The 19149-nt window shown below is 65.3% G+C and carries 18 protein-coding genes and 2 pseudogenes; 13 read left to right on the forward strand and 7 right to left on the reverse strand.

All coding sequences use genetic code 11. The annotated features are described in order from the left end of the window. Window positions 1-88: 88 nt before the first annotated feature. Window positions 89-976 (forward strand): dienelactone hydrolase family protein, encoded by an 888-nt coding sequence (locus tag ACTGJ9_RS14040; protein ID WP_456677522.1) that lies wholly within the window; start codon window positions 89-91, stop codon window positions 974-976. Between the two features lie 51 nt (window positions 977-1027). Here the strand turns inward: ACTGJ9_RS14040 and ACTGJ9_RS14045 are convergent, their stop codons facing one another. Next, on the reverse strand, window positions 1028-2293 hold the full coding sequence (locus ACTGJ9_RS14045) for a serine hydrolase domain-containing protein (protein ID WP_456677523.1): 1266 nt from the start codon (window positions 2291-2293) through the stop codon (window positions 1028-1030). A 54-nt stretch (window positions 2294-2347) separates the two neighbouring features. Then, on the reverse strand, window positions 2348-3262 hold the full coding sequence (locus ACTGJ9_RS14050; protein ID WP_456677524.1) for an SDR family oxidoreductase: 915 nt from the start codon (window positions 3260-3262) through the stop codon (window positions 2348-2350). 136 nt (window positions 3263-3398) lie between these two features. Here ACTGJ9_RS14050 and ACTGJ9_RS14055 point away from each other — a divergent pair, with 136 nt between their 5' ends. After that, window positions 3399-4151 (forward strand): HAD family hydrolase, encoded by a 753-nt coding sequence (locus tag ACTGJ9_RS14055; RefSeq protein WP_456677525.1) that lies wholly within the window; start codon window positions 3399-3401, stop codon window positions 4149-4151. 13 nt (window positions 4152-4164) lie between these two features. On the opposite strand, the gene ACTGJ9_RS14060 is transcribed toward ACTGJ9_RS14055, so the two are convergent. Both ACTGJ9_RS14060 and ACTGJ9_RS14065 read right to left on the reverse strand, forming a co-directional pair. Then, entirely contained in the window at window positions 4165-4572 is a 408-nt protein-coding gene (locus ACTGJ9_RS14060) for a nuclear transport factor 2 family protein (RefSeq protein ID WP_456677526.1), read from the reverse strand. An 89-nt stretch (window positions 4573-4661) separates the two neighbouring features. Further along, window positions 4662-6144 (reverse strand): annotated as a pseudogene (locus ACTGJ9_RS14065) (mannitol dehydrogenase family protein). Window positions 6145-6281: 137 nt separating this feature from the next. On the opposite strand from ACTGJ9_RS14065, the gene ACTGJ9_RS14070 reads away from it, so the two are divergent. From ACTGJ9_RS14070 to uxuA, 3 genes are read left to right on the forward strand one after another with little or no spacing between them, the layout of a single operon-like run. Then, window positions 6282-7091: a FadR/GntR family transcriptional regulator gene (locus ACTGJ9_RS14070; protein WP_456677527.1), complete on the forward strand. Its 810-nt coding sequence runs from the start codon at window positions 6282-6284 to the stop codon at window positions 7089-7091. Between the two features lie 47 nt (window positions 7092-7138). Then, window positions 7139-8188 carry an L-idonate 5-dehydrogenase gene (locus ACTGJ9_RS14075; protein ID WP_456677528.1) on the forward strand — a complete coding sequence of 350 codons (1050 nt, stop codon included), beginning with the start codon at window positions 7139-7141 and terminating at the stop codon, window positions 8186-8188. A gap of 15 nt (window positions 8189-8203) precedes the next feature. Continuing rightward, window positions 8204-9394, forward strand: a complete 1191-nt coding sequence (gene uxuA, locus ACTGJ9_RS14080; protein WP_456677529.1) for a mannonate dehydratase — start codon at window positions 8204-8206, stop codon at window positions 9392-9394. Window positions 9395-9453: 59 nt separating this feature from the next. Here uxuA and ACTGJ9_RS14085 read toward each other — a convergent pair whose 3' ends face one another. Continuing rightward, window positions 9454-10149, reverse strand: a complete 696-nt coding sequence (locus ACTGJ9_RS14085; RefSeq protein WP_456677530.1) for a TetR family transcriptional regulator — start codon at window positions 10147-10149, stop codon at window positions 9454-9456. 212 nt (window positions 10150-10361) lie between these two features. Here ACTGJ9_RS14085 and ACTGJ9_RS14090 point away from each other — a divergent pair, with 212 nt between their 5' ends. The 6 genes from ACTGJ9_RS14090 to ACTGJ9_RS14115 all read left to right on the forward strand — a co-directional run bounded on the left by ACTGJ9_RS14090 (window position 10362) and on the right by ACTGJ9_RS14115 (window position 15145). Then, window positions 10362-11699, forward strand: a complete 1338-nt coding sequence (locus ACTGJ9_RS14090) for an MFS transporter (RefSeq protein ID WP_456677531.1) — start codon at window positions 10362-10364, stop codon at window positions 11697-11699. 23 nt (window positions 11700-11722) lie between these two features. Continuing rightward, the gene (locus ACTGJ9_RS14095) at window positions 11723-12532 is read left to right on the forward strand and encodes a carboxylesterase family protein (RefSeq protein ID WP_456677532.1); all 810 of its coding nucleotides are present in this window, start codon (window positions 11723-11725) and stop codon (window positions 12530-12532) included. After that, entirely contained in the window at window positions 12502-13218 is a 717-nt protein-coding gene (locus ACTGJ9_RS14100) for a carboxylesterase family protein (RefSeq protein ID WP_456677533.1), read from the forward strand. Before ACTGJ9_RS14095 ends, ACTGJ9_RS14100 begins: the two co-directional genes overlap by 31 nt. Further along, window positions 13215-14672, forward strand: coding sequence for a carboxylesterase/lipase family protein (locus tag ACTGJ9_RS14105; protein WP_456677534.1), 1458 nt, complete (start codon window positions 13215-13217; stop codon window positions 14670-14672). The genes ACTGJ9_RS14100 and ACTGJ9_RS14105 overlap by 4 nt, the downstream gene beginning before the upstream one ends. Then, complete coding sequence (locus ACTGJ9_RS14110; protein WP_456677535.1) at window positions 14669-14869, forward strand: hypothetical protein; 201 nt, start codon at window positions 14669-14671, stop codon at window positions 14867-14869. The genes ACTGJ9_RS14105 and ACTGJ9_RS14110 overlap by 4 nt, the downstream gene beginning before the upstream one ends. A gap of 117 nt (window positions 14870-14986) precedes the next feature. Beyond that, window positions 14987-15145: a hypothetical protein gene (locus ACTGJ9_RS14115; RefSeq protein WP_456677536.1), complete on the forward strand. Its 159-nt coding sequence runs from the start codon at window positions 14987-14989 to the stop codon at window positions 15143-15145. Window positions 15146-15160: 15 nt separating this feature from the next. On the opposite strand, the gene ACTGJ9_RS14120 is transcribed toward ACTGJ9_RS14115, so the two are convergent. Further along, window positions 15161-16411, reverse strand: a complete 1251-nt coding sequence (locus ACTGJ9_RS14120; RefSeq protein ID WP_456677537.1) for an MFS transporter — start codon at window positions 16409-16411, stop codon at window positions 15161-15163. A 318-nt stretch (window positions 16412-16729) separates the two neighbouring features. Next, window positions 16730-17566, reverse strand: coding sequence for a transporter substrate-binding domain-containing protein (locus tag ACTGJ9_RS14125; RefSeq protein WP_456677538.1), 837 nt, complete (start codon window positions 17564-17566; stop codon window positions 16730-16732). A gap of 214 nt (window positions 17567-17780) precedes the next feature. Between ACTGJ9_RS14125 and ACTGJ9_RS14130 the strand changes: the two genes are divergently transcribed. Both ACTGJ9_RS14130 and ACTGJ9_RS14135 read left to right on the forward strand, forming a co-directional pair. Then, entirely contained in the window at window positions 17781-18698 is a 918-nt protein-coding gene (locus ACTGJ9_RS14130) for an NAD(P)-dependent oxidoreductase (RefSeq protein WP_456677539.1), read from the forward strand. An 11-nt stretch (window positions 18699-18709) separates the two neighbouring features. Next, window positions 18710-19062: pseudogene (locus tag ACTGJ9_RS14135) on the forward strand (RidA family protein). The last annotated feature ends 87 nt before the right edge of the window (window positions 19063-19149 follow it).

Below are 19149 nucleotides of genomic sequence, written 5' to 3' on the forward strand. Positions count from 1 at the left end.
GGCAGTTATTGGCGAATGCCTCGCCTGAAGGATCAGGGCAAGACACTGGGGCGAGACACTGGGGTAAGGCATCAGGAAGGATTAACCGATGAGCATTGAAACCACCATGACAGCCGACGTCGTCAGGCTGACGAAAGTCGCCCCGGTGTCGCGCCGCGGGTTCATGAGCGCCACGGCGGCCGTTGCTGCGGGCTACACGCTTGCGGCAGGGCCGGTCCGCGCCGAGGTGATTACGACCGACACCAGCGGCCTCCAGGCTGGTGATGCCAAGATCAAGGTCGGTTCCGAGGAGATGCCGGCTTATTTTGCCCGCCCCGCCGGTAACACCAAGGCGCCGGTGATCATCGTCGCGATGGAGATCTTTGGCTTGCACGAATACATCAAGGACGTGACGCGGCGCCTTGCCAAGCTCGGCGCCTTCGCAGTTGCGCCCGACTATTACTTCCGCAAGGGCACGGACCTCACCAAGATCACCGATATCAAGGACCTCTTGCCGATCGTCAACGCCAAGCCGGACGCCGAGCTGCTGTCCGATCTCGACGCGACGGTGGCCTGGGCGGGATCGCAGGGCGGCGACACCGCGAAGCTCGGCATCATCGGTTTCTGCCGCGGCGGCCGCACGGTCTGGGAATATGCCGCCCACAGCGGCACGCTCAAGGCCGGCGTCGCCTTCTACGGTCCGCCGGTCGATGCGCCCAATCCGCTGTGGCCGAAGAGCCCGCTGCAACTCGCGCCCGAGATGAAGGCGCCTGTGCTCGGCCTCTATGGCGGCGCCGACACCGGCATTCCCGTGGCCCAGGTCGAGCAGCTCAAGACGGCGCTCGAGCAGAACAAGAAGACGGCCGAATTCAAGATCTATCCCGAAGCGCCGCACGGTTTCCATGCCGACTATCGCGGTAGCTATCGCAAGGACGCGGCGGAGGATGCCTGGAAGCAGGCGCAGGCCTGGTTCAAGAAATGCGGCGTGTTGAGCTGACGCTGAACAGCAAGGGGCGGCCGATCGGCCGCCCTTTTTAAGCGGCCTGTCTCACTTCGTCATCGCGCCATAGACGATGTCCTGCACCTGTTCGCGATAGTATTTCCTGAGCTCGCCGGGCGCCGCCGTTCCCACCACCACGACAAGCCGTTCCTTCGGATCGCAGAAGAACTGCGTCCCGTAGGCACCATTCCAGGTGAACTCGCCGGGATTGCCGGGAACCGACGATAGTCCTTCGCTGGTGCGGACCGCGACCGCAAGGCCAAAACCGAAGCCCGCGCGATGCGGCTCGATATTGGCCACGTTGTTCTTGATCTCAGGGCCGAGATGGTTGCTCGTCATGTGGTGCACCGTCTTGGGCGAGAGGATGCGCTGGCCCTCGAGCTCGCCGCCATTGAGCAGCATCTGGCCGAAGCGGACGTAGTCGCCGACCGTCGCAAACGAACAGGCGCCGCCGCAATCGAACTTGGTCGGCGTGTCCAGCAGCTTGATGGCCTGCGGCTTGCCGCTCAGCGGGTCATTGGCAAAGGGACGAGCGAGGCGCGGGCGCTGTGCGTCGGTCGGGTGAAAGGTCGCGTCCTTCATGCCGAGTGGTTGCCAGACATTGGCGGCGAGATAGTCGCCGAGCCGCTGCTCGCTGACCTTCTCGACCACCGCGCCGAGGACGTCGATCGAAAAGCCGTATTCGAACTCGGTCGAGGGTTGATGCACCAGCGGCAGTTTTGTGATGCGCTCGATGAAGGCCTGCGTGTCGCCTTCGATCGCAGGTGCCGTGCCTTCGGGATATTCCCGTGCCAACACGCTGGAAGAGTCCGGGCGACCGCCATACATCAGGCCGGACGTGTGCCGATATAAATCGTGAATGAAGATCGGTGACGCCTGCTGTTCGAGCTTCAACGAACCGTCGGCCTGTTGAACGCCGACCTTCATGTCGGCAAACGCGGGATAGTAATCGGACAGCTTGGCCTGGAGCGGCAGCTTGCCCTGCTCCATCAGCGTCAGGCCTGCCACCGCCGCCATTGGCTTGGTCATCGAGGCCAGCGCAAACATCGCATCGATCGGCATCGGCGTGCCCTTCGCGGGATCGAGCATGCCGTAAGCCTTGTAGTGCACGAGCTTGCCGTCGCGTGCGATGGCGACGACCGCGCCGGGCACGCGCTTGGCAGCGATCTCACGGGCGAAGAAATCGTCGAGCCGTGCAAGACCTTGCTTCGAGAAGCCGACATCGTCGAGACTGGCCTCGGGCAACGGCGCGGCGCGCGCCGCTCCGAACGTGATGGTGGCAGCCGCCGCGATCATGACGATTGTCTTGTTCATTAAATCCTCCCAGGCCGCGAGCTCGCTATGCGAGTGGCTCGCTCGACGCCTAGATCACGACCGCGCCAGAGCCAAGTCAAGCGCGGGCAAGGCATGTCTGAGACGCGTCCGGAACCCTATAAGCCGTCCGTCGCCCGCCCGCCACAGCGCATCGAGACCGTGCCGATAGGTCGGATAGGCCAGCGCGACGCCGAGCTCGCGTTTCAGCCGCGCGTTGGAGACGCGGGCGCTGCTGGCATAGAAGCTGCGCGCCATCGCCGACATCTCGGCGGTCGCGAATGCTTCTTCGTCCGGCGGCGCGATGCCCATCAGCTGCGCGGCGTAGGCGATCACGTCCTGGGCCGGGGCGGGCTCGTCGTCGCAGACGTTCCAGGTGCCGCCGCTGCTGTGGTTGATCGCGGCCACGATGGCGCTGGCGATATCGTCGACATGAATGCGGTTGAAGATCTGGCCGGGCTTGATGATGCGGCGTGCCGTGCCGCTGCGCAGCGTCACCAGCGCGTTGCGGCCGGGGCCGTAGATGCCGGCAAGCCGCAGGATCGCGACGTCGCCGTGTGCCGTATCCGTCCAGGCCTGCTCCGCCGCGACCCGCATCCGCGCGCGGTCGAGACCCGACTGCGGCGGCGTGCTCTCGTCCACCCACCCGCCGGCGTGATCGCCGTAGACGCCGATGGTGGAGAGATAGACGACCTTGCGGCGGCCCGCCGCGAGCGCGTCACCGAGCGCCGCGAGCGCGGGGTCCCCGGTGCGGCCCGGCGGAATCGATATCAGAAGGACATCGGCATCGCTGATACGGTGGACGGTCGCGTCAGCCGGGCGGCTGCCGGAAAAGCCATGCACCTCGATCCCCGCAAGGTCGACCCGCGCGGCGGGATCGCGGACCGTGCCGGCCACATGCGAGAAGCCGCCGCCGAACTTGCGGACGAAGTGCCGGGCGCTGTAGCCGAGGCCGAGGATGAAGAGCCGCATGCGTCTCCCGTGAGTTCCCGTTCGCGCCGCAGCGCACCTCCGCTCATAAGAGATTTTTGGGTCCGGCAAAAGATAATGCGATTTTACTCGCCGGCCGCCTCGGGTGATGGTCGCTCGTGACAGGGAGGCGGCGACCATGCAGGCGGACGTGGCCATCATAGCGCCATCCGGCGCGGCGGAGCTGGTCCGGAACGCGGCCGCGCTGATCTTCGACGTCGACGGGACGCTGGCCGAGACGGAGGAGCTGCATCGGCGGGCCTTCAACCACGCCTTTGCGCGTCAAGGTCTCGACTGGCATTGGGACCGCGCCGCCTACAAGGATTTGCTGCGCGTGACCGGCGGCAAGGAACGCATCCGCGCCTTCCACACCAGGCAGTTGGTCGCGCCGCCGCTGTCGGATGCCGATATCGCCGAGCTCCATGGGATCAAGACCGCCCATTATGCCGAACTGGTCGAGACCGGTTGCTGCCCCTTGCGGCCCGGTGTGATGGACCTGCTCGCCGAGACCAAGGCGCGTGGCCAGCGGCTCGCGATTGCGACCACGACGTCGCACGGCAACATCGATGCGCTGCTGTCGCGGGCGCTGGGGACATGCTGGGCCGCGGGTTTTCATGCGATCGTTGCCGGTGACGATGTGAGGCACAAGAAGCCGGCGCCCGATGTCTATCTCGAAGTTCTGGCGCGGCTGAAGCTGGCGCCATCCGACTGCGTCGCGATCGAGGATTCCGCCAACGGGCTGATCGCGGCCTCGCGGGCCGACATTCCCGTGCTGATCACCCGCAGCACGTTTTTCCGGGATGATGATTTCAGCGCGGCGCGGGTGGTGCTGGACGATCTGTCGGAACTCGCCGCCAAACAAAAGACTGAAAAACAACCCCATGCACAGTAGAACGCTGCTGCGGTCAGTGCACCCGGTGGCTCGCTCTATCGTCCTCAGCCTGCTCGACAATCTGCGCGATCGGGCTCGACTGGTGATGCACCAGAAGCCAACCGTCGCCGACGCGCCGAAAATGATTGGCCGCGGCGAGCGCGGTGCCGTCGACGATCTCGATGCAGAGCACGCGCGCACTGTCGCCGTCGACGATCGCCTGCGGCTCGGCGCAGACGATCTGCGGACGTTCCGGATTCTGCAGGATGTCGCGCCAGCTTCCGATCACGGTGTCGTGGCCGACGATCGCAGGCCAGCCGGGATGAATGCAGGAAATGGCGTCATCATCCGCCCACATCCGTTTCATCTCGTCGAAATCGCCGGTCGAAAAGGCGGCGTAGAAAGCCGCGTTCGCGGCGATGACCTTGTTGTCCTTTGCCATGCCTCTCGGGTGCGGCAACGGCAGGCAAAAATCAAGCGCGACTTCAGTCCGACTTTGAACGCAGTGCAACATTGCTGCCCACTTTATGGTCACGCCGAAACGAGCGTCTCGACGGCGCGCCGCGCACCTTGCTTGTAGAGACGGCCCAGCGCCGCCGTCACGGCTTCACGCAGCCGCGGCTCGGCGCCAAGTGGCCCGAACACCTTTGTGACGCCGAGCAATGCGGGCGCCAGCCGTTCCGCGACGGGACCGGCCTCGCGTGCCAGCCCCGCGAGCTCGGCGGCGAGGGGATCGCGAACGTCGATGGCGCGGCCCTGCTCATCGCGCGCAGTGACGTAGCGCATCCAACCCGCCACGGCGAGCGCGTGCGTCGCGATCGGCAGGTTTTTGGCGAGGCGATCCTGCATGGCGCCGAGCAGGCGCTGTGGCAGCTTTTGCGAGCCGTCCATCGCGATCTGCCAGGTGCGGTGATGCAGCGCCGGATTGGCGAAACGCTTGAGCAGCGAGATGCGATAGGCGGCGAGATCGGTGCCCGCGGGCATCGTCAACGTCACCGCGGCCTCTTCCATCACTCGCGCGGCGAGGCGCGCGAAATGCGGATCCTGCATGGTGTCGGCGATGGTCTCGTAGCCGGCGAGATAGCCGAGATAAGCGAGCGCGGAATGGCTGGCATTGAGCAGCCGCAACTTCATCAGCTCAAACGGCTTGACGTCGGCGACGAGCTCGACGCCGGCAGCAGCGAGATCGGGCCTGCCCGCGGCAAAGCGATCCTCGACCACCCATTGCGTGAACGGCTCGGTCATAACAGGCCAGGCGTCACGCATCCCGAGGGCCGCGGCGACCGCATCGCGGTCGGCATCCGTCGTTTCCGGCACGATGCGATCGACCATGGTGCAGGGAAGGCAACGTTATCCGCGATCCATTTGCCGAGTTCCGTCGACCAGAGGGTCGCAAGCTGCGTCACGATCCGCTGCACGGTGCGGCCATTGGCGGCGAGGTTGTCGCAGCACAGGACGGTGAACGGCGAAAGTCCCTGCGCCCGTCGCCGCGCCAGCGCGGCCACGACGAAGCCGGGCGCCGAGCGTGGCGCGTCAAAATTGTCGAGATCGTGCACGACATCAGGATGCCCCTCGTCGAGATCGCCGGTCTGCGGCGTGTGGCAATAGCCCTTCTCGGTGACGGTGAGCGAGACGATGCGAATGGCGGGATCGGCCATCCGATCGACCAGCGCAGCCGGCTTCTCGCGCGCAACGACGCTGTCGAGCAGGGCGCCGATGACGCGATGCCCGGTGCCTTCGGCGGCGCGCTCGGCGATCGTGTAGAGATGATCCTGCGGGGCGAGGGCGTCGCGCGTCTCCGGACTGCGAAGGCTCGCGCCGATAATCCCCAGGCATTGGCGCCTGCGGCAAGACAATCGTCGATGACGACGGCCTGATGAGCGCGATGAAACGCCCCGAGGCCGAGATGCACGATCCCGGGCGTGATGCGCGAGCGGTCATAGGCCGGGCGGCGGACGCGAGGGGCCAGCCGGTCGAGATCTGAGCGGCCAAGGCGCGTTGAACTAAGCCGCATGGTCGTCTCTCCCTGTATTTGGCCGCTGCTTGACATGGTGGCTGTCCTCGGTCAATGCTCTGGTCAATTGGCAAGGCCAATTCTCCAAAATTGGCGAGCCGCCGGATCGGCCGGTGCGACCTATCGGGGAGGCCAGCGTGCCGCTGAAAGCTGTGGAGGCGAGACGGCTCTATCGCCAAATCGCCGATCAATTGCGAAGCCTGATCGACGGCGGCGAGTACGCCGTCGGCGGCCGCCTGCCGACCGAGCGCGAGCTCGCCGATCAGCTCAGGGTATCGCGGCCCACGGTGCGCGAAGCCCTGATCGCGCTCGAAGTGGAAGGACGCGTCCGCATTCGGGTCGGGTCCGGCATCTATGTGATCGAGCCTTCGGATGCCGCGCCGGCGCCGTCCGCCGTCATCGAGGGACCGTTCGAGCTGTTGCGCGCCCGCGAATTCCTCGAAAGCGCCATCGCCGAGCAGGCCGCGCGCGTCGCGACCAGGGACGATCTCGCACGCATCGATGCTGCTCTCGTCGCGATGGAGAACGTCGCGCACCCCGGCGAGGCCTCGATGGTTCATGACCGTGCCTTCCATATCGCGATCGCCGGATGCCTCGGCAACGCCGTGCTGGTGCGCGTGGTCGGCGAACTGTTCGACCAGCGCCTCAATCCCTATTTCGCGCAGCTTGCTCACTATTTCGAGAATCCCGGCACGTGGCGCACCGCGCTTAGCGAGCACCGGGCCGTGCGCGATGCCATTGCGGCGCGTCAGCCGACAGCGGCCCGCGACGCAATGCGCGATCACCTCGCGCACTCGCAGGAGCGCTTTGCGCAGAATTTTGGCGCCGAGACCGTCCCGGGATCGCCGGCGATGCGGAAACGGACCGCGCGATCCGCGGCAAGGCCGGCGAAACCAATACGACCGTCGAAGAAGCCGGCCCAAAGCGGCAGCGTGCGCGGGCGGTGAAGACAATGACGATACCTCTGACTGCCGAAATACATGGGACTTTCCAAATGACATCGACCTCTCTCGCCGCAACTCTGTTCGGCCCCGAAGACCTGCGCATGATCGAGCATCCGCTCGACAAGCTGGCCGACGGGATGGTGCGCATCCGTTTCGGGGCCGGCGGCATCTGCGGCTCGGACATGCATTATTTCCGCCACGCCCGGACCGGCGATTTCGTGGTGAAATCGCCGCTCGTGCTCGGTCACGAGATCTCGGGCCAGGTCGTGGAGATCGCGGGTGCGGCAGCCAACTTGAAGGTCGGCGACCGCGTTGCTGTCAACCCGTCGCGCTGGTGCGGCCATTGTGGCGCCTGCCGTGAGGGCCGCCAGAATCTCTGCGAAAATATCTACTTCATGGGTTCGGCGTCGAAGACTCCGCACATGCAGGGCGGGTTTGCCAATTATTTCGACGCGATCCCGGCGCAGTGCGTCAAGATCCCGGACCATGTGTCCTATCAGGCTGCGGCGCTGGCCGAGCCGCTCGCGGTCTGCCTGCACGCGGTCGCGCGCGCCGGCAACATCCAGGGCAAGCGTGGCATCATTTTTGGCGCCGGCCCGATCGGGCTTCTGACCATGCTCGCCGCACACCGCGCCGGCATGGCTGACGTCACCGTTGCCGACATCGCACCGGCCCCGCTCGCCTTCGCGACCCGGCTCGGCGCATCGCATGTCGAGAATGTCGCAAACGGTGAAGAGGGCCTGAAGGCGCAAGCGGCGTCGCGTCCCTACGACGTCGCGTTCGAGGTCTCGGGCACGGCCGCGGGGCTCGCAAGCGCGATAGGCATTGTCAGGCGCGGCGGCGTCGTGGTGCAGATCGGCAACCTGCCGGGCGGCCAAATTCCGACGCCTTCGAATGCCGTGATGGCAAAGGAAATCGACCTGCGCGGCTCGTTCCGTTTTGGGCTCGAATTCATGACGGCGGTTGAATTGATCGGTGCAGGCAGCGTCGACGTGCTGTCGCTGGTCACCGCGGAGCGACCGCTCTCGACCGCGCCCGACGCGCTGCGATTGGCGCTCGACCGCTCGCAGAGCGTCAAGGTCGTGCTGACCGCGAATTGATAGGAGGAAACGTACATGATGCTCGAGGGATGGCGCTGGTACGGGCCCAATGACCCCGTGTCCCTGGATGATGTCAGGCAGGCCGGGGCGAGCGATATCGTCTCGGCGCTGCATCAGGTGCCGATTGGCGAGGCCTGGACGCGCAAGGCGGTCGAGGAGCGCAAGAATTTTATCGAGAACGGCCAGCCCGGCCGCTCGCAGCTGACCTGGTCGGTGGTGGAATCGATTCCGATCCCCGACGACGTCAAGCGCCTCGGGGCCAAGGCCACGCAGTCGATCGAAGCGTGGATCGCAAGCCTGGAAGCGGTGGCCGCCTCCGGGATCAAGATCATCTGTTACAATTTCATGCCGGTGGTCGACTGGTGCCGGACCGATCTGGAATGGGAGCTGCCGAACGGCGCCCGCGCCATGCGCTTCGACCAGGACCGCTTTGCCGCGTTCGAGCTGCACATCCTGAAGCGGCCGGCGGCCGTGCAGGAATATTCGCGAGAGCAGCAGGCGCGCGCGAAAGCGCTGTTCGACAAGATGAGCCAGGCCGACATCGATTATCTCATCATGGCCATCGCCAGCGCGCTGCCGGGCTCGACCACCGAACCGTTGACCATCCCGCAATTTCGCGACCGGCTAGAGACCTATCGCGACATCACGCCAAAGATCCTGCGGCAGCATCTCGCCGAGTTCCTCGCGCGTGTCGCGCCGGTCGCCGAGCAACTCGGGGTGTCGCTGACCCTGCACCCGGATGATCCGCCGCGGCCGCTGTTCGGCCTGCCGCGCATCGCCTCGACGGCCGACGACTACCAGGCGCTGTTCGATGCCGTACCGTCCAAGGCCAACGGCATCTGCCTGTGCACCGGCTCGCTCGGCGTGCGCGCCGAGAACAATCTGCCTGCGATGGCAGAACGCTTCGGCCCGCGCATTGCTTTCGCCCATCTGCGCGCGACCAAGCGCGACGCCGATGGTCTGACGTTCTACGAGTCCGATCATCTCGACGGCGACGTCGACATGGTCGCGGTGCTGAAGGCGCTCTTGAAGGAGAATGCGCGCCGTTCGCCGGACAAGCGGATCGTCTTTCGCCCCGATCACGGCCACCGGATGCTGGACGATCTCGCCGCGACCAAGCGCACCAATCCCGGCTACACTGCAATCGGCCGCCTCCGCGGCCTCGCCGAGCTCCGCGGCGCGATCCGCGCGATCGAGCATAGATGATTGCGCGAAACTCGATCTACTCCGCAATGACGAATGTTGAGACGGCAAGCCCTCATCTATCACCGTCGCTCTTCGAGGCTCCCGGCGCGATTCTCTCCGTCATTGCGAGCCCCGGCCGCCAGCCACGCCAAGATCATCTCCACGATCTGGCTCCTGCTCTTTGCCAGCACCCTGGGCTCGCTGAGGTCGCGGTCGAACAGCGCGCCGAAGGTGTGGCGGTTGGCGACCCGGAAGAAGCAGTAGGAGGAGATGGCCAGATGCAAATCGATGGCGTCAACGTCGCCGCGGAAGGCGCCCTCGGCGCGACCGCGCTTCAAGATGCCGTCGAGCGTTGCGATCACGCTGGCGTTGAGCTGGCGCAGCTGCAGATTCTGCTTCAGGTGCTTGCCGTGGTGGATGTTCTCGATTGAGACGAGTCGGATGAAGTTCGGATTGCGCTCGTCGTGGTCGAAGGTGGCCTCGATCAGCCGGCGCAGGCCCTCGCGCGCGTCGCAGCTGGCGATGTCGAGCTGGTCCTCCAGCGCGCGGATGCTGCGATAGGCTTCTTCCAGCACGGCGAGATAGAGCTGCTCCTTGCCGCCGAAATAATAATAAATCATCCGCTTCGAGGTGCGGGTCCGCGCCGCGATCGCGTCGACGCGGGCGCCGGAATAGCCCTCGGAGGCGAATTCGGCCATCGCCACTTCGAGGATGTCGCGCTTGGTGCGCTCGGGGTCGTTGGTGCGCTTCGATGGGGGTGGCATGCGCTCGAGCATCACGGTTTCTCCCGGCCGTTTCTATGGATCACCTTGAAGGTGAAGGCAAATTTCGGCCAATCCGACTCGCCTGCTGCAGACTTGCGTAAACGTACTAGTTCGTACATTATGGATTGAAACGACGATTGCGGCAATCAAAAGCAAAAAAGCGCTCACGGCCGGACGGGCCAGAAGCGAGCCGCGACCGCCATCGCACACGGGGAGGAATTTTGATGAGCTCGACCTCAATTGCATCGCTGCATGCGGCATCCAGCGCGGAAACGCCGCAAAACAAGCTGCCGAAGCGCGCCGCGCTCGTCAGCTTCGTCGGCAGCATGCTCGAATACTACGACTTCTTCATCTACGGCACCGCGGCGGCGCTGATCTTTCCAAAAGTGTTCTTCGCCAATGTCGACCCGTCGACCGGGACGCTGCTCGCGCTGCTGTCGTTCGGCATCGGCTATATCGCGCGTCCCGTCGGCGCCGTCATCCTCGGTCATTTCGGCGACCGCATCGGCCGCAAGACGGTGCTGCTGTTCACGCTGGTGGTCATGGGTTGCTCGACGCTGGCGATCGGCCTGCTGCCGGATGCCAAGACGATCGGCAACGCCGCGCCCATCATCCTGACGCTGCTGCGCCTGTTGCAGGGCCTGTCGGCGGCGGGCGAGCAGAGCGGGGCGAACTCGCTGACGCTGGAGCATTCCGCCAATTCCAACCGCGCCTTCTTCACGAGCTGGACCCTGAGCGGCACCCAGGCCGGCGCGATCCTGGCGACGCTGGTGTTCATTCCCGTTGCCAGCATGCCGGAAGAGCAGTTGCTGAGCTGGGGCTGGCGCGTTCCGTTCCTGCTGTCCGCGCTGGTGCTGCTGGTCGCCTATCTGGTGCGGCGAACCATGCCGGAAACCCCCGTATTCGAGGACATCAAGGGCAAGGCGCAAGTGGCGCGCTTTCCCGTGGTCGCGCTGCTGCGAGACTACTGGCCGGACGTGCTGCGCGTCATCGTCTGCGCGCTGATCGCGACCGTCAGCACCATGACCGCAGTGTTTGCGCTCGGCTATGCCACCAGCAAGTTCGGCGTCGCGCGGCCGACCATGCTGTGGGCTGGCGTGCTCGGCAATGTCGTGGCGCTGTTCGCCCAGCCGCTCTGGGCCTTGCTCGCCGACAGGATCGGCCGCAAGCCGGTATTCATCGGCGGCGTGCTCGGCTGCGCCGTGCTGCTGTTCCCCTATTTCATGCTGGTGACGTCGGGCATCACGCCCGCGATCTTCGCCGCTTCGATCGGCCTGTACATCATCTACTCCGCGCCCAACGCGATCTGGCCGTCGTTCTATGCGGAGATGTTCGAGGCGCGCGTGCGCTATTCCGGCACCGCGATCGGCACTCAGCTCGGCTTCCTCGCCGCCGGATTCACGCCGCTGGTGAGCGCGAGCCTCGTCCGCGAAGGACCGAACGGCTGGATCCCGGTTGCGATTTTCGTCGCCGGTTGCTGCGTCGCCTCGGCCGCGGCGGCATCGACCGCGCGCGAAACCCACAAGGTCGACATCGCCGATCTCGGCAAGCGGCGCGCCTAGGTAAGAGACAGGACAACGATCGCATGCTGACCAACGCCGTTCCGACCACGCTCGGCCCGATCGTCGGGCTCGAGCAGGACGCCGCCCGTGCCTTCAAGGGCGTGCCGTTCGCGACTGCGCGACGCTTCGCCGAGGCGACGCCGCCGCCAGCGTGGACGGGGCCGCGCCAATGCACGGATTACGGCCCTTATGCGCCGCAGCCCGGGCATCTCGATCAGGCAGAAGAATGCTGTCTCAGCCTGAATATCTGGACGCCGACAGGGGTCGATCGCCCGCTGCCGGTGCTGTTCTTCATTCATGGCGGTGCCTTCGTCACCGGCGGCGGCGCCGATTATGACGGCGCATTCCTTGCTGCGCATGGCCCGGCCGTCATCGTCACCATCAACTATCGGCTCGGCCCGCTCGGCTTCCTGCAGCTGCATCGCCATGGATTGGGCGAAGCCAACAATCTCGCGATCTCGGATTCGCTTGCAGCACTCGACTGGGTCCATGCCAATATTGTGAATTTCGGCGGTGATCCGAACCGGTTGACGCTGTCGGGCCAGTCGGCCGGCGCCTCCATGGTGATTGCGCTCGCAACGCTGCCGCAGGCCAAGGGCAAGTTCGCCCGCGCGCTCGCGCTGAGTGCGCCGGGGCGCGACATCATGAGCGCCGATCATGCTGACGCTGTTGCGCGTCGCGTCATCGACGAGCTCGAGCTTGCGAGGACCCTGCCGCGATGGCCCCCGTGCCGCTGCCAAAACTCTTCGCCGCGGTGGAACGCGTCGGCCGCAGGATCGCCGATGAAACCACCTCAGGCACCATGTTCGGCCCGGTGCTCGACGGCACCGTGATCCCGCGCGAGCCGCGCGATGTCTTCGCCGCGGGAGGCTTGCGCGACATTCCGATCTGGCTCGGCTCCTGCCGCGACGAGATGGTGATGTTTTTGAAGAGCACGCCGCCGGCCGCGATGATCCGCACCACCGAGCGCAATGTGCGCGCCGCGTTCGGCGATGCCGGCTGGGAGCGCCTGCTGGCCTGTTATCGCGGCTCGGCGCGCGTCGACGAGGATCCGTACGAGGCGCTGCTGTCGGATGCGTTCTGGCATCGCCCGATGGCCGATCTTGCGCGAAGCCACGCCGCCGCAGGTGGCGCGGTGTGGCTGAGCCGGTTCGACCATCGCCCCGCGCTGCAGCCGTTCCTGTCGCAAGGACCGACCCACGGTGCCGACAATGCCTGTCTCTGGGCGCATCTGCCCAACTTCATCGATCGTTCGATCCTGAAGCGCAGGGGCGGCCCGATGACCCCGGCCGATATCGACGTCACCGCACGGTTTCAGACGAGCCTGCTGCGCTTCGTGACGTCAGGCGCGCCTGATGTCGCGGAAGCCTGGCCACGGTTTGAGCCGGCCAGCGAGCCACTCGCAATCTTCGGCCAGCCGTTTCATATTGTGCCTCTCAACGAAAACGTGCGCTCCCGCCTCTGGGCGGAACTGAGCACCGGCAGCAACGACAAAAACAACATGCGGGAGGCGGTATGAGCATCTTGAACAGGAAAGCCGCGTCGTCCGCTAAGTCGATCGTTTCGTTCCTTGTGATGCTGGCGGCTTCGTCCGCATCGGCGCAGATCGTCGCAACGCCTGTTCCCGGAGACCCCGTCAGCATCGATAGCGGCGCGGTCTCCGGCCAGGTGCTGCCGTCGAGCGTAAGAGCCTATTTCGGCATTCCCTTTGCCGCGCCGCCGCTCGGTGATTTCCGCTGGCGCGCGCCGCAGAAGGTCGAGGCGTGGCAGGGCGTCTATCACGCCGACCGGCTGGCGCCCGAATGCATCCAGGTGCTGCGCCGGCACAATCTCAATCATTATTTCGGCGAGGAGCCGACCAGCGAGAACTGCCTCTATCTGAATATCTGGGCGAGCGCCGATGCCAAGCCGGGCGCAAAGCTGCCGGTCGTGGTCTGGATCTACGGCGGCGGCTTCACGCTCGGCTCCAGCGGCATGGCGATGTATGACGGCGAGAACGTCGCGAAGAAAGGCACGATTTTCGTCAGCTTCAACTACCGCGTCGGCATTCTGGGCAATCTCGCCCATCCCGAGCTGACCGCGGAATCGCAAAACCACGCCTCTGGCAATTACGGCCTGATGGACCAGGTCGCGGCGCTGCAATGGGTCAAGCGCAACATCGCGCAATTCGGCGGCGATCCCGACAACGTCACCATCACCGGCCAGTCGGCCGGCGCGATGTCGGTGTCGGCGCTGGAAGCGAGCCCGCTCGCCAAGGGCCTGTTCGATCGCGGTTTCGCGATGAGTCTGAGCATGTTCGACAACCGCTTCAAATTCCCGGCGCTGCCGGCGGCCGAGAAGATCGGCCTCGAGGTGCAGTCGGCACTTGGCGCGTCATCATTGGCGGAGATGCGACAGATCCAGGCCGACAAGATTCTGGCAGTTCAGAAGGACTGCCAGCTCGGCTGCGCCGGCACGATCTCGGTCACGCCTGACATCGACGGCTATGTGCTGCCCGACACGGTCCCGAACATCTTTGCGGCCGGACAGCAGAACGATGTCGCCACCGTTGCCGGCTTCACCCGCGACGAAAGCTCGAACGACCTGCGCACCGCAGGAACGTTAGACGTCTATGTCGCGGCCGCGCGAAAACTCTATGGCGACCAGGCCGATCGCTTCCTTGCGCTCTATCCGGCCAAGACCGATGGTGAGGCAAAGTCCATGGGCCTGCTCGCCGCGCGCGAGGGGCTGGTCGAGATCGGCACGCGCAACTGGGCGGAAGCCCAGGCGAAGACCGGCAAGGCGCCGTTCTACATGTACATGTTCTCGCGGGTGCATCCGTTCGCGCCTGGTGTGGAATTCTTCGACAGCCCGCAGAAGATCGGCGCCTATCACACCTCCGATGTGCCTTACTGGTTCGGAACGCAGGACGCCTTCAACAAATTCCGCACCACCCGCAACTGGAGTTCGACCGCGCGCTGTCCGAACGCATGATGGACACGCTCGTCGCTTTCGCGCGTACCGGCAATCCCGCCACGCCGGCAACGCCGTGGCCGCAATGGAAGCAGGACGCGCAGGCCTATGTCGAGTTCGGCGACGAAACCGGCGTGCGCGAGGAGAACCGGGCACGGCTCGATTTCCACACGCCTGCCAACGTCACGCCCTCGACGCCGCGTGTCTCGCGCGACTAATTTACCGCAGGGCCTATCATCAGGCGCGCACCTGTAATCTGCTTCACACGCGGAAGCGCCGATATACGCTAGATAAAGTCAGGCCCCGCGACCGCAGGGCCGGCTTCGGAGCTGGCGATGATGGCTGCACTGGCAAAGGCAATATCCCGCGCGACGAGAACCAACGTCGACGTCGAAACCCTGAAGATCCTGGTGATCTTCTCGGGCGCGGGCCTGCTGGTCTCGCTCGTGGCTGCGATGATCTACGGACAGGCTTTCAACGCGGCTCTGTTCTGAGCGCGTTGCGATCGGTCAGGCCACCGGATCTTTGGAGCGATCCGAACGGGTTCGGTTCTCGGGCGCCAACGGCGGCGCGCGCCGCAGCGGTGCGTCCTGTCGTGGTGCGGCGTCGCTGGCCGAGATGTGCTCGACCGGCGCGGAGCCGCTGTCGCGATAGGCGACGATCCAGATCAGAAAGCCCAGGACTGCCAGCCCGGCGCCGACCGGACCGGTGGAGGTCCAGCCAAGTCCCTGGCGAATGGCGAGGCCGCCGAGAAATGGGCCGAGCGCATTGGCGGTGTTGAACGCCGAATGGTTGAGCGCGGCTGCGAGTGCCTGTGCGTCTCCTGCGACGTCCATCAACCGCGTCTGCAGCACGGCCCCGAGCGCGACGCTGGCGCCGATCGCGAAAATGTCGATCGCGAGCAGCCAGGGATTGCCGGCGGCAAGCGGAAACGCCAGCAGCGCGACGGCTGCAAACAGCAGGATGACGCCCGCCGTCGGCATCAGCGCGCGATCGGCGAAGCGCGGCACGAACAGATTGCCGAGCGTGGCGCCGATGCCGAAGATCGCGAGAAAGAACGGAATGACCTCGGTGCTGACCTTGGTGACCTCGATCAACGTCGTCGCCAGATAGGTGTAGACGGCAAACATGCCGCCAAAGCCGATGGCGCCGATCGCCAGCGTGATCCAGACGCGGCCGCTTCGGAGCGCGCCGAGCTCGCGCAGCGGATCCGACCGGCCGGCCTGGTCGCGGGGCGCGAACAGCGCGCACAGCAGCATGGTGAGCAGTGCCAGCACGGAGACCAGGCCAAAGCTCGCCCGCCAGCCCACCGCCTGGCCGATCAGATTGGCCAGGGGCACGCCGATGATGGTGGCACCGGTCAGGCCGAGCATCACCTGGCCGATCGCCCGCGAGCGACGGTCTTGCGGAACGAGCGAGGCCGCGACCAGCGCGGCGATGCCGAAATAGGCGCCGTGGGGCAGGCCAGAGAGAAAGCGGGCTGCGATCATCCAGCCAAAGCCCGGTGCAAGCGCGGTGAGGGCGTTGCCGACCGCGAACACGGCCATCAGCGCCAGCAATTGCGTGCGCCGGGCGAACCGCGCACCGAGCACGGCAATCAGCGGCGCACCGAGCACCACGCCGAGGGCATAGGCGCTGATGGCGTGTCCGGCGGTCGGCTCGTCGATATGAAGGTCGGCCGCGAAAAACGGCAGCAGGCTCATCGATGCGAACTCGGTGGTTCCGATCGCAAACCCGCCCATCGCGAGCGAGAACAGCACGATGGCGAGGTGAGGGGAGCGGAAGCCGAGTTCGATGTCGTGCTTGGCGAGGTCGCGTGAGGCGAGGTCGTCATGTGTCCTGCATTGGTGGCGTCGAGGGGAACCAGCCCGGCAAACGTCGCCACCCCTGCAGTGTTTGTTTGCTCTACTTAAACCCGCGGCAGTCCGCGTCAACACCGGAAGTGCCACGTAAGGCAGGGCGCATATCAGCGTCCCGGTCTGCTCAGGGCATCCGCGTCAATGTGTCTCGTGAAGCAGGCTCAAGACGCCTTGAGGCGTTCACCGCGCGGCCAAAGACGTCCCTCACATCATGATCGATCAGAACTGCACTTCGCCCGGAATGTCGTCAGCGCTGAGGCCGACGGTCTCATAGGCCTTCAGCAGCCATTCGCGGGTCTGGCCAAGCGAACGGTTGTAGTCAGCCCAGGCGCTGAGGAAATCTTTGTAGCGGCGATCGGCCTCGGCGCGGATGCCGAGATTGGTCGGCAGCGTCAGGATCGGCCGCGGGATCGCGAGCTCGCCAAGCGTCGGATTCTTCTTCAACGTGAAGATCGACAGCACCGCCAGCGAGACGTTGCAGTCGGCGCGGCCGGTCGACACTGCGAGGATCGCCTCGTCGCGCGTCTTGAAGCCGAGAATGTTCGCCTTCGGGCAGTAACGGCGCGCGATGGTCTCGTGCGTCGAGCCGATGTCGACGGCGATCTTGACCTCGGGCTTGTTGAGCTCGGACCATGTCTGCGGCTTGGCAAACCCCTTCTTGGTGATCACGGTGAAGGAGTGCACCAGGATCGGGGTCGAGAAGTCGATGACCAGCGAACGCTCCGGCGTCGGGTTCACGGCGAAGGCGAGGTCGATCTTGTCGGCCTGCAGGTCGAGGATCTGGTTGCCCCAGGTCGATTCCAGCATCTCGACCTTGGCCCCCAACTTGGCAGCGATGTCGGTCGCCATGTCGATGCAGGCGCCGGACCACTGATTGGTCGCGAGGTCCTTGTGGAAATAGGGATCCTGGCCGGCGATGACCGCGATGCGCAGCACGCCGCTCTTCTTGATGCGATCGAGGGTGGAGGCCGGCGCGGTGTCGGCCTTGGCCGAAGCGGTCGCGGCCATTGCGGCGCCCGCCAGCGCGACGGTGGTGAGTGCGTCCCTGCGGTTCATGGGCAGTGCTCCTGGGGAATGGGGATCATCAACTCCGGCCGTTCGATTATTTCTGTATTCAGGCTATAATGCAATATGGTATTGCAGCTCTGCCGGCGTTTTGATCGGCGAGGCAGATCTGAATCTAATCCGTTGGCAAAGCGAGAGAAAACGTCGTGGTGCCGCGCTGGACCAGGGTCGGTCCGCGGGTGCCGGGATTGAGAGGAGAATGTCAGTGCGTGCTGTTTTCGTCGATGCGAACGAGACCCTGGCGGCGGTGACCGACAAGCTGCTGCGCGTCGACGATCTGCCTGTCAGCATCAACCGCAATCCCTCGATCAAGCCCGACGATCTGCCCGGCCTGCTCGGCGATGCCGAGATCATGATCGTCGACCACACCGCGGTGCCGACGCCGATCGCCGCGACCTGCAAGGCGCTGAAGCACGTCGTCTTCCTCGGCACCGGCGCGCGCAGCTACATGAATCCGGACGAGCTTAGCCAGCGCGGTATCTCCGTGCACACCATCAAGGGCTATGGCGATACGGCCGTGGCCGAATGTGCGATCGCGCTGATGTGGGCCTCGGCCAAAAGCTTCGGCGAGATGGACCGCGGCATGCGCGAGGGCAATTGGTTGCGTCGGGATGCGGTGCAGCTCACCGGCAAGACGCTCGGCCTGATCGGCTTCGGCGGTATCGCGGCGGAAGCCGCGCGCCTGGCGGCGGGCTGCGGCATGAAGGTGATGGCCTGGAACAGGACCCCGAAGACGCATCCGGGCGTCGAATTCGTGCCGCTTGAGACGCTGCTCGCCGAGAGCCACGTCGTCTCGCTGCACCTTCTGCTCAACGACGAGACCAAAGGCTTTCTGTCGCGCGAGCGCATCGCCCAGATGCGCCCCGGCAGCATTTTGATCAACACCGCGCGCGGCGCTATCGTCGACGAGGACGCGATGCTCGAGGCGCTGCGCTCGGGCCACATTGCCCATGCCGGCCTTGACGTGTTCACCGTCGAGCCGCTGCCGTCAGGTCATGCCCTGACAAAACTGCCGAACGTGACGCTGTCGGCGCATTCGGCCTTCCGTACGCCGGAGGCAAGCGACAATCTCATCGGCGCGGCGCTCGATCACTGCCGCCGCATCGTCGTCACCGGCAAGTAAGAGGACATCCCATGTCGGATATCACCCGCATCGACCAGAACGCCCGCCGCAGCCGCGCTCCGTGTTCGGCGATCTCGTCTTCCTCGCCGGCCAAGTGGCGGACACCAGGACCGCCGACATCACCCAGCAAACGAAAGAGGCACTGGCGAAAGTCGACGACATGCTGGCGCGCGCCGGCACCGACAAGTCGCGCCTGCTCAGCGTGCAGGTCTGGCTCAGGACCATGGACGATTTCGACGCGATGAACGCGGTCTATGATGCCTGGGTCGTGCCGGGCAACGCGCCGACGCGGGCATGCGGCAAGGTCGAGCTCGCCGATCCCGCCTATCGCATCGAGGTGATCGCGATCGCCGCGCGCGGCTGACATGCGCATCGACACCCCTTGCATGGGCTGCATTGGCCTTGCACCTTATTTACGCCTGTCCTACGCCACCTCGGAATAAAATCTGCG

This window comes from Bradyrhizobium sp. RDM12 (assembly GCF_051917485.1).
Taxonomy (GTDB): Bacteria; Pseudomonadota; Alphaproteobacteria; order Rhizobiales; family Xanthobacteraceae; genus Bradyrhizobium.

Bases quoted from the DNA above. Each gene is read 5' to 3' on its own strand.
- ACTGJ9_RS14125 (WP_456677538.1), bottom strand. From the start codon at position 17,566: ATGAACCGCAGGGACGCACTCACCACCGTCGCGCTGGCGGGCGCCGCA.
- ACTGJ9_RS14045 (WP_456677523.1), bottom strand. From the start codon at position 2,293: ATGAACAAGACAATCGTCATGATCGCGGCGGCTGCCACCATCACGTTC.
- ACTGJ9_RS14095 (WP_456677532.1), top strand. From the start codon at position 11,723: ATGCTGACCAACGCCGTTCCGACCACGCTCGGCCCGATCGTCGGGCTC.
- ACTGJ9_RS14060 (WP_456677526.1), bottom strand. From the start codon at position 4,572: ATGGCAAAGGACAACAAGGTCATCGCCGCGAACGCGGCTTTCTACGCC.
- ACTGJ9_RS14110 (WP_456677535.1), top strand. From the start codon at position 14,669: ATGATGGACACGCTCGTCGCTTTCGCGCGTACCGGCAATCCCGCCACG.
- ACTGJ9_RS14090 (WP_456677531.1), top strand. From the start codon at position 10,362: ATGAGCTCGACCTCAATTGCATCGCTGCATGCGGCATCCAGCGCGGAA.
- ACTGJ9_RS14050 (WP_456677524.1), bottom strand. From the start codon at position 3,262: ATGCGGCTCTTCATCCTCGGCCTCGGCTACAGCGCCCGGCACTTCGTC.
- ACTGJ9_RS14085 (WP_456677530.1), bottom strand. From the start codon at position 10,149: ATGCTCGAGCGCATGCCACCCCCATCGAAGCGCACCAACGACCCCGAG.
- ACTGJ9_RS14075 (WP_456677528.1), top strand. From the start codon at position 7,139: ATGACATCGACCTCTCTCGCCGCAACTCTGTTCGGCCCCGAAGACCTG.
- ACTGJ9_RS14115 (WP_456677536.1), top strand. From the start codon at position 14,987: ATGATGGCTGCACTGGCAAAGGCAATATCCCGCGCGACGAGAACCAAC.
- ACTGJ9_RS14040 (WP_456677522.1), top strand. From the start codon at position 89: ATGAGCATTGAAACCACCATGACAGCCGACGTCGTCAGGCTGACGAAA.
- ACTGJ9_RS14105 (WP_456677534.1), top strand. From the start codon at position 13,215: ATGAGCATCTTGAACAGGAAAGCCGCGTCGTCCGCTAAGTCGATCGTT.
- ACTGJ9_RS14100 (WP_456677533.1), top strand. From the start codon at position 12,502: ATGTTCGGCCCGGTGCTCGACGGCACCGTGATCCCGCGCGAGCCGCGC.
- uxuA (WP_456677529.1), top strand. From the start codon at position 8,204: ATGATGCTCGAGGGATGGCGCTGGTACGGGCCCAATGACCCCGTGTCC.
- ACTGJ9_RS14055 (WP_456677525.1), top strand. From the start codon at position 3,399: ATGCAGGCGGACGTGGCCATCATAGCGCCATCCGGCGCGGCGGAGCTG.